The organism is Caballeronia sp. A2-2, from assembly GCF_057612605.2.
Genome location: NZ_CM172588.1, coordinates 701,118 through 715,698 on the forward strand (window position 1 = coordinate 701,118; position 14,581 = coordinate 715,698).

The 14,581-nt window shown below is 63.2% G+C and carries 12 protein-coding genes; 7 read left to right on the forward strand and 5 right to left on the reverse strand.

All coding sequences use genetic code 11. The features are described 5' to 3' along the window. Positions 1-121: 121 nt before the first annotated feature. Positions 122-1,591 carry a M20/M25/M40 family metallo-hydrolase gene (locus tag ACZCWR_RS19550; RefSeq protein WP_487304631.1) on the forward strand — a complete coding sequence of 490 codons (1,470 nt, stop codon included), beginning with the start codon at positions 122-124 and terminating at the stop codon, positions 1,589-1,591. A gap of 174 nt (positions 1,592-1,765) precedes the next feature. After that, a complete protein-coding gene (locus ACZCWR_RS19555) occupies positions 1,766-2,866 on the forward strand; it encodes a malate/lactate/ureidoglycolate dehydrogenase (protein ID WP_487304632.1) in 1,101 nt (366 codons plus the stop codon). A 37-nt stretch (positions 2,867-2,903) separates the two neighbouring features. Here the strand turns inward: ACZCWR_RS19555 and ACZCWR_RS19560 are convergent, their stop codons facing one another. Beyond that, positions 2,904-3,791 (reverse strand): NAD-dependent epimerase/dehydratase family protein, encoded by an 888-nt coding sequence (locus tag ACZCWR_RS19560; protein ID WP_487304633.1) that lies wholly within the window; start codon positions 3,789-3,791, stop codon positions 2,904-2,906. Positions 3,792-3,899: 108 nt separating this feature from the next. On the opposite strand from ACZCWR_RS19560, the gene ACZCWR_RS19565 reads away from it, so the two are divergent. Both ACZCWR_RS19565 and ACZCWR_RS19570 read left to right on the forward strand, forming a co-directional pair. After that, the gene (locus tag ACZCWR_RS19565; RefSeq protein WP_487304634.1) at positions 3,900-4,787 is read left to right on the forward strand and encodes a LysR substrate-binding domain-containing protein; all 888 of its coding nucleotides are present in this window, start codon (positions 3,900-3,902) and stop codon (positions 4,785-4,787) included. 25 nt (positions 4,788-4,812) lie between these two features. Continuing rightward, entirely contained in the window at positions 4,813-5,205 is a 393-nt protein-coding gene (locus ACZCWR_RS19570; protein ID WP_487304635.1) for a RidA family protein, read from the forward strand. Between the two features lie 13 nt (positions 5,206-5,218). Here the strand turns inward: ACZCWR_RS19570 and ACZCWR_RS19575 are convergent, their stop codons facing one another. Beyond that, on the reverse strand, positions 5,219-6,916 hold the full coding sequence (locus tag ACZCWR_RS19575) for an acid phosphatase (RefSeq protein WP_487304636.1): 1,698 nt from the start codon (positions 6,914-6,916) through the stop codon (positions 5,219-5,221). Between the two features lie 227 nt (positions 6,917-7,143). Then, a complete protein-coding gene (locus tag ACZCWR_RS19580; RefSeq protein ID WP_487304637.1) occupies positions 7,144-7,929 on the reverse strand; it encodes a sulfite exporter TauE/SafE family protein in 786 nt (261 codons plus the stop codon). Between the two features lie 157 nt (positions 7,930-8,086). Between ACZCWR_RS19580 and ACZCWR_RS19585 the strand changes: the two genes are divergently transcribed. Next, on the forward strand, positions 8,087-10,342 hold the full coding sequence (locus ACZCWR_RS19585; RefSeq protein ID WP_487304638.1) for an amylo-alpha-1,6-glucosidase: 2,256 nt from the start codon (positions 8,087-8,089) through the stop codon (positions 10,340-10,342). Between the two features lie 47 nt (positions 10,343-10,389). Here the strand turns inward: ACZCWR_RS19585 and ACZCWR_RS19590 are convergent, their stop codons facing one another. Together ACZCWR_RS19590 and ACZCWR_RS19595 are read right to left on the reverse strand one after the other, a co-directional pair. Continuing rightward, positions 10,390-11,571 carry a 4-hydroxybenzoate 3-monooxygenase gene (locus tag ACZCWR_RS19590; protein ID WP_487304639.1) on the reverse strand — a complete coding sequence of 394 codons (1,182 nt, stop codon included), beginning with the start codon at positions 11,569-11,571 and terminating at the stop codon, positions 10,390-10,392. A gap of 161 nt (positions 11,572-11,732) precedes the next feature. Next, positions 11,733-12,785, reverse strand: a complete 1,053-nt coding sequence (locus tag ACZCWR_RS19595) for an aldo/keto reductase (RefSeq protein WP_487304640.1) — start codon at positions 12,783-12,785, stop codon at positions 11,733-11,735. A 209-nt stretch (positions 12,786-12,994) separates the two neighbouring features. On the opposite strand from ACZCWR_RS19595, the gene ACZCWR_RS19600 reads away from it, so the two are divergent. Then, positions 12,995-13,990 (forward strand): AraC family transcriptional regulator, encoded by a 996-nt coding sequence (locus tag ACZCWR_RS19600; RefSeq protein WP_487304641.1) that lies wholly within the window; start codon positions 12,995-12,997, stop codon positions 13,988-13,990. 184 nt (positions 13,991-14,174) lie between these two features. Next, the gene (locus ACZCWR_RS19605) at positions 14,175-14,543 is read left to right on the forward strand and encodes a COG4315 family predicted lipoprotein (protein ID WP_487304642.1); all 369 of its coding nucleotides are present in this window, start codon (positions 14,175-14,177) and stop codon (positions 14,541-14,543) included. The last annotated feature ends 38 nt before the right edge of the window (positions 14,544-14,581 follow it).

A 14,581-nucleotide genomic window follows, 5' to 3' on the forward strand; every position in this document is an offset into this window, starting at 1 on the left:
AGTTTCCCTGCGGACGGCGCGTTTCGCATCGGAAAAATCTGGCCAGCACGGTCCGAGGCCAGTCGAGACAGCCACGAAACCCGTCTATGATGGAGGTTTGTCTCTACGCACGGACCTCGCCATGACACCCGCCGAAAGCTCCCACAATCAGGAAGCGGTCAAGCTCGATTCCGCCGCCTTGCGCGAATTCGTCGATCGCAAATGGAACGACGAGATCGTGCCCGCGCTGACGGATTACATCGCGGTTCCCGCCAAAAGCCCCATGTTCGATGCCGATTGGGCGCGCAATGGTTTCATCGAACGCGTGGTGACGGATGCGGTCGACTGGATCAAAACGCAACGGGTGCGCGGCCTGAAGGTAGAGATCGTGCGCTTGCCGAACCGCACGCCCGTGATTTTCTTCGAAACGCCCGCGACGCGTTCGGGCAGTACGGAAACAGTCGTGCTCTACGGCCATCTGGACAAGCAGCCGGAATTCGAAGGCTGGCGCAACGACCTCGGTCCGTGGACGCCGAAAATGGAAGCGGGAAAGCTCTACGGACGCGGCGGCGCCGACGACGGTTACGCGACGTATTCGAGCATTACCGCGCTGGCGGCGCTCGATGCGCAGGGCGTGGAGCGGCCGCGCTGCGTCGGCGTCATCGAGACGTGCGAGGAATCGGGCAGTTACGATTTGCTGCCGTATATCGACGCCTTGCGCGACCGTCTCGGCGATGTCGGCCTCGTCATCTGTCTGGATTCGGGCGCGGGCAATTACGATCAGCTTTGGTTGACGACATCGCTGCGCGGACTCGTTTCGGGCGATCTCGAAATCCAGGTGCTTGACGAAGGGCTGCATTCGGGTGGTTATGGCGGCATCGCGCCATCGACTTTCCGCATCATGCGGCAACTGTTCGAACGGCTCGAAGACGCGGCTACCGGCAATCTGCTGCCGAAGGATTTTCACTGCCCGATTCCCTTGCAACGTCTGCGCGAAGCCGAAGCCACGGCCGGCATTCTCGGCGACGACGTCTGGAAAAAGCTGCCGTGGGCGTGCGGTCAGGACGGCGGCAGTGTGCTTCCGACAACAACCGATCCACAGGAAGCGTTGATCAACTCGACGTGGCGGCCGTCGCTTACCGTAACGGGCGCATCCGGCCTGCCCGCACTCGCCGATGCGGGCAACGTGCTCGCGCCGCGCACCGCGTTCAAGCTGTCGCTGCGTCTGCCGCCGCTCGTCGAAGCGACGGAAGCGGTCGCGCGTCTGAAATCGCTGCTGGAATTCGATCCGCCCTACAACGCACGCGTCACCTTCAAGCCGGAAGCGGGCGCGGCGACCGGTTGGAGCGCGCCGGACCTCGCGCCGTGGCTGGCATCGTCGATGAACGATGCATCGAAACGGCACTTTGGCGCGGACGTCGCGTTCATGGGACAAGGCGGCACGATTCCCTTGATGAACACGCTGAAGGAAGGCTTCCCGCGCTCGCAATTCATGGTGTGCGGCGTGCTCGGGCCGAAGTCGAACGCGCATGGTCCGAACGAGTTTCTCGACGTGCCTTATGCGAAGAAACTGACCGCGGCTGTAGCCGAAGTGGTGGCTTCTGCGCCTTGATTCTTAGCTTCACGTGAGGCGTTTTCAGGAAGCCCGCCGCGCGCGGGCTTTTTGTCGAACGTATTCAGCGCCTTCTAAAAAGCAACTGGTCAGGCCAGTTGATCGGCGGTAAAGTGTCAGGCCCGGCGCGTGGTGGCCACGCGCGCACGTCTATAACCAGGAGATGAAAGCCGCATGAACGAAATCCGAAAGTCCGCCGACGAACCGCGCATCGCGGCCGACACGCTGCACGCCTACGTTCGCGCCATCTGGGAACACGCGGGCAGCGCGCCGCGCGAGGCCGAACTCGTGGCGGACCATCTCGTGATGTCGAACCTGTCGGGTCACGATTCACACGGCGTCGGCATGATTCCGCGCTACATGGCGTCGCTCGGCGATGGCCAGCTCAAGCTGAACACGCACGCCGAAATCGTCCGCGATGCGGGCGCGGTGCTGAGCATCGATGGCCGCAAGGGCTTCGGTCAGGTGGTCGCGTATGAAGCGATGGAGCACGGCATCGAGCGCGCGAAAAAGCTCGGCGTGTGCGCGGTCGGCCTGCGCGATGCGCATCACATCGGACGCATCGGGCATTGGGCGGAACAGTGCGCGAAGGCGGGGCTCGTGTCGTTCCACTTCGTGAATGTCGCGGGCGATCCGCTGGTGGCGCCCTATGGCGGCATCGACCGTCGTTTCGGCACGAATCCGTTTTGCGCGGCGTATCCGCGTGACGGGAAGAAGCCGCTGGTGCTGGATTTCGCGACGGCGGGCATCGCTTATGGAAAGACGCGCGTGGCGTACAACAAGGGCGTGCAGGTCGCGCCGGGCATGCTGCTCGATCACGAAGGCCGGCCGACTGTCGAGCCGAAGGTCATGCACGAGGAGCCGTTCGGCACGCTGACCGCGTTCGGTCTGCACAAGGGTTCGGGGCTTGCCGCGCTGTGCGAGATTTTCGGCGGAGCGCTGTCGGGCGGCTATACGACGCACGAAAAAACGCTGGAAACGTCGAACGCGATCATCAACTGCATGACTTCGGTGATCCTCGATCCGAACGCCTTCGATGCGCCCGCCGCGCAGGCCGAAGCCGAAGCGTTCCTCGAATGGATGAAGGCATCGCCGCGCGCGGAAGGCGTCGATGCGATCCACGCGCCGGGCGAGCCGGAAGAAGCGCGTCGCGCGGAACGGGGCGCGAATGGCGTTCCGGTCGATGCCACGACGTGGCGTCAGATTCGCGAAGCAGCGGTCAAGGCAGGCATGAAGCAGGCGGACATCGAAGCCTTTGCTGGCGCGTTGAAATAAGCGAAACGTGGAACTGGTCAAGCCAGTTCCACTTTTTTTACTCGCTTGCGATCCAGTCGATGACCGATGTGTGCTCAGGCTTCCAGCCGAGCAGCGCCCGCGCCCGCGCACCGCGCACGCGGCTGTTCGAACCCAGACCGTAGTTAGCCATTTCGTAGCCCCATTCCTTTTCAGCGTCCTTGAGCGGCCAGTCTTCCGGGCCGCGCAGCTTGAGCGCTTTGGCCATCGCCGTGGTCATGTCGCGGAATTGCGCCTCGCCGCTTTCGATGAAGTAGAACGTGCCCGCAGGCGTCTTGTCGAGCGCGCGTCGATAGACGTCCACCACGTCGTCGATATGCACGTTCGACCAGATGTTCAGCCCGCGCCCGACATGCCGGACGATGCCGCTTTGCTTCGCCTGCCGCTCCAGACGCGGCAACTGCACGCTCGCCGTGCTTGGCACCGCGCCGTGCCCGTAGATCAGCGTGTTGCACAGCACGGCCGAACGCACGCCGCGCGCCGCCGCACCCAGCACGAGATTGTCGATGGCCACACGCGCCGCCTTGTCGGGCGTGGGTTCCGGCAGCGTGTCCTCGGTGTAGATCTTGTCCGTCGCTTCGCCGCCCGACGCGTCCCCGACGATGCTCGAACCGCTCGTATGCAGGAACGGCTTGTTCGAACCTTCGAGCGCGCCGATCAACGCTTCGACCGCGCCGCGATGATCGCTGCTGGCGGCGTTGATGACCGCATCCGCCGCGCGCGCTTCGCGAACGAGGAGTTCGGCATCGTCCAGACTGCCGATGACCGGCTCGATACCAAGCTGCTTCAAATCATCGCTTTGTTCTTCGCGACGAATCAGCCCGCGCACCGCGTGCCCGTCGCGCACGAGCCCCGCCGCGATCGACCCGCCGATAAACCCACCCGCGCCCGTAATGAAGATCTTCATGCTTTCCCTCAAAAATGTTCAACGATGCACGCAGTATGGACCGCTTCGACTTTCGCAAAAAGCGTGATAGTCTCAAATGAAATTTGACTCCGAATCAACAATGAGGCGATGAAGACCAACACCGACGAACTGCGCGTGTTCGTCACCGTGATCGATAGCGGTTCGATGACCGCCGCCGCCGAAGCGCTTACTCAGACGGTTTCCGGCGTGAGCCGCACGTTGACGCGCCTCGAACACAAGCTCGGCGTCACGCTGGTACGTCGCACCACGCGCCGTCTGCAATTGACCGAAGAGGGCGAACTGTTCCTCGCTCGCGCCCGCGCAATCTTGGCCGCGATGGACGACGCCGAAGAAGCCATCTCGCGCCGCCGCGAGCGTCCGTCCGGCCGTTTGCGAGTGGATGCGGCATCGCCGTTCATGCTTCATTGCATCGTGCCGGAGGTGAAGGCGTTTGCATCGCTTTATCCAGAGATCACGCTGGAACTGACGAGCAACGAGCGGATCGTCGACTTGCTGGAACAGCGCGTGGATATCGCCATTCGCATCGGCGCGCTGCAGGATTCCACGCTGCACGCGCGCACGCTCGGCAGCAGCCGTCTGCGCGTGCTCGCGAGTCCCGCGTATCTCGCTGAGCAAGGCGAACCGCGCGATATCGATGAACTGCTGCGCGCGCGGCTGATCGGCTTCACCGCGCCCGAAAGCCTGAACGACTGGCCGCTGCGAGGCTCGGGCGCAGAGTTCGTGCGAATCGAACCGGCGGTGAGCGCATCGAGCGGCGAGACGATCCGGCAACTCGCGCTCGATGGCGGCGGCATCGCATGTCTGGCCGATTTCATGACCGCCGCCGATGTGCGCGCAGGACGCCTGCGTACCGTGCTCGACGATGTGCTGGCCGATGTTCGCCAGCCAATCAGCGCGGTGTACTACCAAAGCGAATCGATGGCCGCACGTTCGCGTGCGTTTCTCGATTTTCTTGCGGGCCGGCTTGCGCTCTGACCTTAACCAACGCTACGGACGAAAGATGCCATCCATCGAACTCATCAATGCACCCGGTTTGCCCGTCCCGGCCGGTCACTACAGCCACGCGACGCGCGCGGGCAATCTCGTTTGCGTATCCGGCCAGTTGCCGGTGCGCGTCGACGGCACGCATACGGCCGATTTGCCCTTCGAACAGCAGGCCGAACAGACGCTGCGCAACCTCGGCATGGTGCTGGAAGCGGCGGGCGCGAGTCTGGCGGATTGCATCGAAGTGACGGCGTATCTCGTCGGCGTCGAACACTGGAAGACGTTCAACGAGATTTACGCGCGACACTTCGGCGCATGGAAACCCGCGCGCGCCGTGGTGCCGGTCAGCGCGCTGCATTACGGCTATCTCGTCGAAATCTCGGCGCGGGCGTGGGTCGAACGCAACTGACGCGCGACGCCGCTCAAGCCAAATCGAGCGCCTTCGTCAGATCGCCGAGCGGCGCTTCGCCGTTCGCTGCGAATGCGCGGTCGCGCGCGGCCACGCCATCCAGCGGCGGAAGATCGTGCACGCGCGAGATGAAGCGCAGGATCGAGTTCGTGTCGTAGACGGTGTGATCCACGTAGCCCTTCTTGGCCATCGGCGAAATGACCAGCGCCGGAATGCGCGAACCCGGTCCCCAACGGTCGCCTTTCGGTGGCGAGACGTGGTCCCACCAGCCGCCGTTTTCATCGACGGTGACGATCACGACCGTGTTGTCCCACTGCGGCCCGCGCCGGATATGCTCGATGACGGTCGAGATGTGTTCGTCGCCCGAGGCCACGTCCGCGTAACCCGCGTGCATGTTGAGATTGCCCTGCGGCTTGTAAAAGGTCACGGCAGGCAGACGGCCCGCGTCGATATCCGCGATCAGTTTGTTGGTGGATGCATCGTTGCCCAGACCCGCGTCGCGCAAATGCTGCGCGCGTGCCTGCGTGCCGGGCGCGAAGTTCCGAAAGTAATTGAACGGCTGATGGTGGTACTGAAAATCCGGCGTCGAACCGGTGTCGCGATTGTCGAGCGCATACTGCCACGCGCCGCTGTACCACGCCCAGTCGATGCCCTTGTCCGACAGCCGGTCGCCGATGGTGGCATACGTCTGCGGCGGCAACACCAGTACGTTCGACGGATCGGCCAGACGCGGATCGCCGCCGGGCGCGGGGCGCACATTGCTCGGCTGATACGGCGGGAACATGGTATTGACCGCGTAGCCATCGGCGGTGAGCGCGCCATCGCGCACGAACTTGGGCGGGCCTTCGAGCGCGGACTTCGGCGAATCCGGCGCGAGTTTCAGGCGGGAGCCGGTCGGGTCGTCGCCATCCACGACGGCCAGAAGTTTCGATGCGGGCGTGTTCTTCGCATCGGGATAGAAGGGCGCCTGCGCGGAAATCAAAAAGATATGGTTGAGCCACGAGCCGCCGAACGCGGACATGAAGAAGCTGTCGCACAAGGTGTATTGCTGCGCGAGTCCCCACAATCGCAAAGTCTCGGGCGAATTGCGGTAATGGCCCATGACGAGCCCGCCCGAATCGCCCCACGCGGCGAACTGGTTGTTGCGTCCGGCGTTGATCTGCATCTGGTTTTGATAGAACCGATGCACGAGATCGCGTGTGATGACCGAATTCGGCAATGGCGCGCCGTGTGCGTCCAGGATCTGGAAGGGCGCGTTGCGCAGATCGGCGATTTGCTGCTCGGTGATGGCGTAGCGCTTGCCATCGACTTCCTGCGCCTGCGGAACAAGGCCACCCCAGATTTTCGGCAACGCGGGCATGGGCGTCACGCCATCGCGATCAAACTGCGTGTAACGCGAAGCGGGCACCGCCGAAAGCGGATACTGAATGCCGGGATAGTCGCCGTACAGATTGGTGAAACTGCGGTTCTCGGCATAGATCACGACGATCCGCTGCACCTTCGCGTTGAGCGTGCGGTCGAGCGCGGCATCGGCGGCAGTCTTGGGTGTGGTCGGCTTTTGATCGAACAGATTGCATCCGCCGAGCGACAGCCCCGCGAGACCCACGCCCGCCGCGATCAGCCGACGCCGCGCGGGATCGGCGGGCGCATCGCTTGCGGATGTTTCGGCGTTCGAAGGAAACATGTGCTGCGGATGTTCGTTCTCTTTCATCGCTCGACTCCTCGGGACGGCGCGCCATGGCGGCGCATGATCGACATCCGGAACACGCGAATCCGGCTGACAGCGCATCATGCCGCATCGGCGCGCAGGAGGAAACTCGGCCAAACGGCATAGGCGAAATGGACGCTGCGTGGACACCGCGCAAACACCACGAACGCAATGCGATTCGGCCTATGACTTTTGGCCGACTGGTCAGTGTGCCGTCGAATGAACTAACATCAACTCAACACGAGCTTTGTTCCGACGAGAACCAGCGTCGCCGCGAGCACGTGCCGCAGCAGTGCCTCGGGCGCTTTCGAGGACAGCATGCTGCCCACGGCGATACCCGGAATCGAACCCACGAGGAGCGAAACGAGCAGCGCCCAGTCCACCGAACCGAGCATCCAGTGGCCCGCGCCCGCGATCAGTGTGAGCGGCACGGCATGCGCCACATCGGAACCGACAATTCGTACTGTCGCCAGTCGCGGATACAGCAGCAACAGCACCGTCACGCCGATTGCCCCCGCGCCCACGGAGGTGATCGACACTAGCACGCCCAGCACGGCACCGGTCAGCACGGTCCAGATGAGTGTGCGGGTAGGATTGTCAGGCCGCTCGCGGCCCTTGCGGTAAGCGAAACGGGCAAGTTGAGGCCGGAAGACGAGCGAGATCGCGGTAATCAGCAGTGCCGTGCCGAGAATGAACTGGATGAGCCGCGCCGTGCCCGGCGATGCAATGCCGTGCTCATGCAGGAAGTACAGCGTGATGGCCGCGGCAGGCACGCTGCCGGCCGCGAGCCGCCCGGTGATGCGCCAGTCGACCGAACCCTTGATGCCATGCACCAGCGTGCCGGCGGCCTTGGTCGCGGCGGCATAGAGCAGGTCGGTGCCGACAGCCGTTGCAGGATGAATGCCGAACAGCAGGACGAGCAGCGGCGTCATGAGCGAACCGCCGCCCACGCCCGTCAGGCCGACCAGAAAGCCTACCGCGAGCCCGGAAGCGGAATAAAGTAAGTCGATATGCATGCGCGCGGAGAACCCGAGGATCGTGGCTGAGTCGAAAAACCGTCGATGATAGCGGGTAAGCCGCCCGCCTGCCGCATGTAAAGCCATGACCGGTGGCATCGCGCGGGGCGGGCACGCATCGAATGTAGTCCTTTCACGTAACTTTCAGGAAGGTGCGATGGATACGAAGGAACACGAGCAGGACCCGGTGCAACAGCCGATACAGCAGCAGCAACAGTCTCAGTCCCGCGCGGACGAGCCCTTCATCCCGACCGAAAACAACAACGTCCCGGCCGAGCGGCAGTTCGTGCTGAAATCGGGCAATACGTTCGCCGTCTACAACGCGAACGGCGACATTCGCGGTGTCGACGACGGCCTGTTCGTCAATGACACCCGTGTGCTGTCCGAACTGACACTGACCTTCGGCGGACGTGCGCCATCGCTGCTTTCGGGCAGTGTATCGAGCGACAACGCGGTGTTCACGGCGCATCTGACCAACAAGCCGCTGCCGCCCATCGGTGGCGCGGGCACGCCGGAAGGCGTGATCCACGTCGAACGCAAACGTGTGCTTTCCGGGCACGTGCTGCACGAGAGCATCGTGCTGACGAACTACGGCACGGAGCCTTCCACCGTGCCGCTGTCCATCTCGTTCAAGGCGGACTTTCTAGATATGTTCGAGGTGCGCGGCGCCAAGCGCGGCAAGCGTGGCACCTTGCGGCCACCGGTCGTCGAAAATGGCGAAGTGGTGTTGCGTTATGTCGGTCTGGATGAAGTGGAACGTACCGCGCGCATTCAGTTCACGCCCACGCCCGATGTGCTTTCGCCCACGCGCGCCGACTACGCGTTGCATATCCAGTCGGAGACGGCGATTTCCGTCTATCTGTCCGTCACGGCGGTGACGCATGCCTTGAGCGATGCCAGCGAGGAAAGCAAGCGCAACGCCGCCGAAGCCGCGGAGTGCGAGCCGGAATCGGGACGGCCGGCAATCCGCGAAGCGCTGGTCGATGCGCACCGCCGCATGCGCGACCGGCGTCGGGCCAGCGCGCGCGTGCGTTCGAGCAATCCGCTTTTCAGCGAGTGGATCGACCGTTCGTTTGCGGATCTCGGACTCCTGACGACCGATCTCGACACCGGCCCGTATCCCTACGCCGGCATTCCATGGTTCTCGACCGCGTTCGGGCGCGACGCCATCATCACGTCGCTGCAAATGCTGTGGCTGCATCCCACGCTGGCAAGCGGCGTGTTGCGCTTTTTGTCGGCGCATCAGGCGCGCGAAGATTCGGCGTTCCGCGATGCCGAAATCGGCAAGATCATGCACGAGACGCGCAAGAGCGAAATGGCCGCCACGGGCGAAGTGCCGTTCGCGCTGTATTACGGCGGCGTCGACAGCACGCCGTTGTTCATCGTGCTGGCGGGCGCTTACGCCGAACGCACCGGCGATTCCTCGCTGATCGATGAAATCTGGCCGTCGCTGCAACTCGCGGCGGACTGGGTCGCGCGTCATTGCGACAAGAACCCGGACGGCCTGCTCGACTATCAACGCGCGACCGAACACGGCCTCGCCAATCAAGGCTGGAAGGACAGCCACGATTCCGTGTTCCACGCGGACGGCAAGTTCCCCATCGGCCCGATTGCGCTGGTGGAAGTGCAGGCGTATGCATCGACGGCGTTTTCGACGATGGCGCGCCTCGCCCGCGAGCGCAACGAACACGATCGCGCCGACGACTACGATCGCCGCGCGCGCCATATCCGCGAAAAAGTCGAAGCGATGTACTGGATGCCCGAAGCGGATTTCTACGGCATCGCGGTCGATGGAAAACGTCAGTTGTGCCGCGTGCTGTCTTCGAACGCGGGGCATTTGCTGGCGTTCGATCTGGTGGAGCGCAAGCGCGGCGAACTGGTCGCGCGGCAACTCGAATCGGCGCTCTTTCACACGGGCTGGGGCGTGCGCACGCTGGCTGCGGGTCAGCCGCGCTTCAATCCGATGTCGTATCACAACGGCTCGGTGTGGCCGCACGACACGGCGTTGTGCGCGCGCGGTCTTGCGCGTTACGGCGATCGCGGCGCGGCGGTCGGCATCCTGCAAGCCTTGTTCGAAGCGGCGGTGACGTTCGACATGCGTCTGCCCGAACTGTTCTGCGGCTTCACTCGGCAGCGCGGCGAGAAGCCGATTGCCTATCCGGTCGCGTGTCTGCCGCAGGCGTGGGCGGCGGGTGCGCCGTTCATGATTCTGGAAGCGTGTCTCGGCGTGACAGTGGATGCGGTCAACGATGAAATCCGCATCGACCGGCCGCAGTTGCCGGACGGCATCGACTGGCTGGAAATCGGCGATCTTCGGTTAGGCGAGCGTAACGTGACGATTACTTTCCGGCGCGTGGGCGGACAGGTGATTCCGTCCGTGGAAGGCGATGCGCGCGTGGTCACAGTGCTGTAACGCGCGGCGGGCCGCCTTCACATGACATGGCGGCCCGGCAACGCGCATCAAACCGCGACGCTGCCCACGTAGTTTTCCGCAAGCGCGGTGGCTGCGGCGCGTGACGTCGTCACGTGCTCCAGTTCCGCGACTTGCAGACGTTGCTCGAACGGCGAGGTGTCGTCGAGTTTGTGCAGCATGCGCGTCATCCACCATGAGAAGTGCTCGGCGCGCCATACGCGCTTGAGCGCGGTTTCGGTGTAGCGCGTGAGCTTTTCGTTGCTGCTTTCCTTGTAGAAATCGATGAGGGCCGCATTCAGTACGCGCACGTCCGACACCGCGAGATTCAGTCCTTTCGCGCCGGTCGGCGGCACGATGTGCGCGGCATCGCCTGCAAGAAAGAGCTTGCCGGATTGCATCGGCGTGGAAACGAAACTGCGCATCCCGACGATGTTCTTCTGAAAAATCTTGCCCTCGGTGATCTGCCAGCCGTCGGACGTATCCACGCGGGCGTGGAGTTCGGCCCAGATGCGGTCGTCGGACCAGGCATCGACGGAATCTTTCGGGTCGCATTGAAAGTACATGCGCTGCACGCCCGGCGAACGTGTGCTGATAAGCGCGAAACCGCGGTCGTGGCGCGCGTAGATCAGTTCGTCGGATGAGGGCGGCGCTTCGACCAGAATGCCGAACCAGCCGAACGGATAGATGCGCTGATAATCCTGCCGCACCGCTTCGGGAATGCACGCGCGCGACACGCCCTGCGAGCCGTCGCATCCGACGATGAAATCGCACTCCAGTTCTTCGTCGCGGCCTTCGTGCTGGTACTTGATGCGCGGCTTGCGGTCGCTGCCTTCCTGATAGTCGTGCAGCGTCACGTTCGACACGTTGAACTTGAGTTCGCCGTTCGCGGCCTCGCGCGCGGCGACGAGATCCTTGATGACTTCGTGTTGCGCATAGACCGTGATCGAATGCCCGGTCAGTTCGGTCAGCGCGATCCGTCTGCGCTGCCCCTCGAACGCCAGTTCGAAACCATGATGCAACGCGCCCTCGGCCTTCATGCGTGCGCCGAGTCCGGCCTGATCGAGCAGGTCCATCGTGCCTTGTTCGAGCACGCCCGCGCGGATGGTCGATTCGATATCGTGCTGACTGCGCGCTTCGAGCACGACGGATTCGATGCCGCGCAAATGAAGCAGATGAGAGAGAAGAAGTCCGGCGGGACCCGCGCCGACGATGCCGACCTGTGTACGCATGTGTGTCTCCGTGATGCGTGGTGATGTTGTGCACACAGTGTCGGCATCGTCGCGTTATACCGCAACGCGATGGCGAGGATAGGAGCTATCTAAAATTTGGATAAAGGGGCTTAAAAGCATCAAAAATGGCGTTTTCTACGGGTAAATCCCGAGTCACGCGCTCACTCGGCGGACGTTTCCTTCAGTTGCTTGCGGCGATATTCGCCCTGTCGCGCGAACATCCAACCCGGATATTCGGCTGGCAACTGGCTAACTTCGTCCAGCGCGGCCAGTTCGTCCTCATTGAGCTTGACCTTGGTCGCGGCGATGTTGTCATCGAGCTGATCCACGCGCTTCGCCCCGATAATCACGCTCGTCACCACCTTCTGATGCAGCAGCCACGCCAGCGCAATCTGCGCCACCGACACGCCCTTCGATTCGGCCATGTTGCGCATCGCGTCGATGCAGTCGTACGCACGGTCCGTATTCACCGGCGGAAAATCGAACTTGGTGCGGCGGCTGCCTTCTTCCTTGCCGCCTTCACGCGTGAACTTGCCCGAAAGCAGACCGCCCGCGAGCGGACTCCACACCATCAGGCCGACGTTTTCGCTGTTCAGCAGCGGCACGAGTTCGCGTTCGAGATCGCGCCCGGCGATCGTGTAGTACGCCTGCAAAGACTCGAAGCGCGCCAGCCCGAGCCGCTCCGAAATGCCGAGCGCCTTCATGATCTGCCACGCCGCCCAGTTCGACACGCCGATATAGCGCACGTGGCCGTGCTGCACGAGATTGTCCAGCGCGCGCAGCGTTTCCTCGATCGGCGTGGCCGGATCGAAGCCGTGAATCTGATAGAGATCGACATGATCGAGTTGCAGGCGCTTGAGACTGGCCTTCACGCCATCGATGATGTGATAGCGCGACGCCCCGCGCGAATTCTGCTGCTTCGTGCCGGTCTCGCCGAGAATCTTCGTCGCGACGACCACGTTCTCGCGCGGCACCTTGAGGTTCTTCAGCGCCTGTCCGGTGATGATTTCGGATGCGCCGTCGGAATAGACATCGGCGGTATCGATGAAGTTGATGCCCGCGTCCAGCGACCGGCCGACGAGCGCGTCCGCTTCGGCCTGCTGCAACTGCCCGATGTTGTCCCAGATGCCGCCGGTGCCGCCGCCGAAGGTCATCGTGCCCAGACACAGTTCCGATACGAAAAGACCGGTGTTGCCGAATTTTCTGTAGCGCATGATTGCTCCCGAGTGGCTGGATGGCTCGCGGATGCACGAGCCGGGAATGCAGTATCGTCCCGGCATTCGCGCGGGGCATAGCCTGATCCTGTCGGATCCTTGCCTGTTCCTGCAAACACCCCCGGCGCTTATAAGCAATCTCACGCGCGCGCGAGTAAGCTAGTCAACGTTCCACGTAGGTCCAAACCACGCAAAATCCTCCGGAAATCATGGCGCTAAACGACACTCCCGGCTTTACCGAGAAAGACGCTCACGATCAACCCAGAGAGGCGCGCCACGGCGGCGGCGTGCTCGATGCCGCGCTGGAGCAAGCCCGCCTCGATCTGGTTTCGCTGCTGGATCGTTTCACGGCGGGCTGCGAAGGCACGGTGGAAACGCCGGTGCCGGGGCTGTTCCTGCATCGGATCATGAATCCGGGCGGGCCGAAGCACGGCATTCAGACGCCTGCGCTCGCGCTGATCGCGCAGGGTTCCAAGCGGCTGATGGTCGGCGACGAAACGTACATCTACGACCCGATGCACTATCTCGTGTCGTCGGTGGATCTGCCGGTGTGCGGGCAAGTGTCGGTTGCCAGCGAGTCCGAACCCTATCTCGGCGTGCGGCTCGATCTCGACGTGGAGGAAATCACCTCGCTGATTCAGGACCAGAATCTCCCGCCGACCACGCACGCGGACGCCTCGCGCGGCCTGTATGTGAACCGGCTCGGCAATTCCATGCTCGATGCCGTGTTGCGTCTGCTGCATCTCATGGACACGCCCGAGGATGTGCCGATTCTCGCGCCGCTGGTGAAGCGCGAGATTCTCTACCGCCTGCTGATGAACGGCTCCGGCGCGCGCCTGCGCCAGATTGCGTTGCAGGACAGCCAGACGCATCGCATCGCGAAGGCTATTCAGATGTTGAGACAGCACTTCGATCAGCCCTTGCGCGTGGAAGATATCGCGCGCGATGTGCATATGAGCGTGTCGTCGCTGCATCATCATTTCAAGGCGGTGACGGCGATGAGCCCGCTGCAATATCAGAAGCAATTGCGCTTGCAGGAAGCGCGTCGCCTGATGCTGCTCGATATCGCCGATGCCGCGACGGCCGCGCATCGCGTGGGCTATGAAAGCGCGTCGCAGTTCAGCCGCGAGTACAGCCGGTTGTTCGGCGCGCCGCCCTTGCGCGACACTCGCCGCTGGCGCGATGCGGCGGCCGCGGGCGCATAAGCTCGCGTTCAGGCGTGCGTGAGACGGCGAGAGACGTCACGCGCACGCCGCGAAATCGGCGCATCATCACCATGCAGATGTGGCCGATGCGATGGCGCTGCCGCATCGATATATTTCATCGTCCGCGGAATAGCGCAGCGCCCCGGAACGTTCTACGGATACTTCTACAAAAAGGACAGACGAAATGAAGAAGCGAATCCTGACGGGCGTGACCCTGGCTGCCATGTGTCTTGCATCTTCCGTGTACGCCGCCGCGCCCAAAGAGTCGAACGGCATGTACGTGGACGGGCAGGGCATGACGCTCTACACCTTCGACAAGGACACGGCCGGCTCCCCGAGCGCGTGTACCGGCGGCTGTGCGGACGCATGGCCCGCCGCGATGGCCGGCGACTCCGACCAGCCGAGCGGCAAATGGACCACGGTGTCCAGCGCGAGCGGCGGCAAACAATGGGCTTACGACGGCAAGCGCGTCTACACCTTCAAGAAAGACATGAAGGCCGGCGACATGAACGGGGATAACTTCCGCAACGTGTGGCACGTCGTCAAGCCCTGAGCGTCGCAACGGCAAAGCCAGAAGGGCTCGCGGAATAA

What these genes read in the sequence shown, in the direction of transcription:
- ACZCWR_RS19595 (WP_487304640.1), bottom strand. Translation starts at nt 12,785, where the DNA reads ATGCGCTACAGAAAATTCGGCAACACCGGTCTTTTCGTATCGGAACTG.
- ACZCWR_RS19550 (WP_487304631.1), top strand. Translation starts at nt 122, where the DNA reads ATGACACCCGCCGAAAGCTCCCACAATCAGGAAGCGGTCAAGCTCGAT.
- ACZCWR_RS19560 (WP_487304633.1), bottom strand. Translation starts at nt 3,791, where the DNA reads ATGAAGATCTTCATTACGGGCGCGGGTGGGTTTATCGGCGGGTCGATC.
- ACZCWR_RS19570 (WP_487304635.1), top strand. Translation starts at nt 4,813, where the DNA reads ATGCCATCCATCGAACTCATCAATGCACCCGGTTTGCCCGTCCCGGCC.
- ACZCWR_RS19580 (WP_487304637.1), bottom strand. Translation starts at nt 7,929, where the DNA reads ATGCATATCGACTTACTTTATTCCGCTTCCGGGCTCGCGGTAGGCTTT.
- ACZCWR_RS19565 (WP_487304634.1), top strand. Translation starts at nt 3,900, where the DNA reads ATGAAGACCAACACCGACGAACTGCGCGTGTTCGTCACCGTGATCGAT.
- ACZCWR_RS19575 (WP_487304636.1), bottom strand. Translation starts at nt 6,916, where the DNA reads ATGAAAGAGAACGAACATCCGCAGCACATGTTTCCTTCGAACGCCGAA.
- ACZCWR_RS19600 (WP_487304641.1), top strand. Translation starts at nt 12,995, where the DNA reads ATGGCGCTAAACGACACTCCCGGCTTTACCGAGAAAGACGCTCACGAT.
- ACZCWR_RS19605 (WP_487304642.1), top strand. Translation starts at nt 14,175, where the DNA reads ATGAAGAAGCGAATCCTGACGGGCGTGACCCTGGCTGCCATGTGTCTT.
- ACZCWR_RS19555 (WP_487304632.1), top strand. Translation starts at nt 1,766, where the DNA reads ATGAACGAAATCCGAAAGTCCGCCGACGAACCGCGCATCGCGGCCGAC.
- ACZCWR_RS19590 (WP_487304639.1), bottom strand. Translation starts at nt 11,571, where the DNA reads ATGCGTACACAGGTCGGCATCGTCGGCGCGGGTCCCGCCGGACTTCTT.
- ACZCWR_RS19585 (WP_487304638.1), top strand. Translation starts at nt 8,087, where the DNA reads ATGGATACGAAGGAACACGAGCAGGACCCGGTGCAACAGCCGATACAG.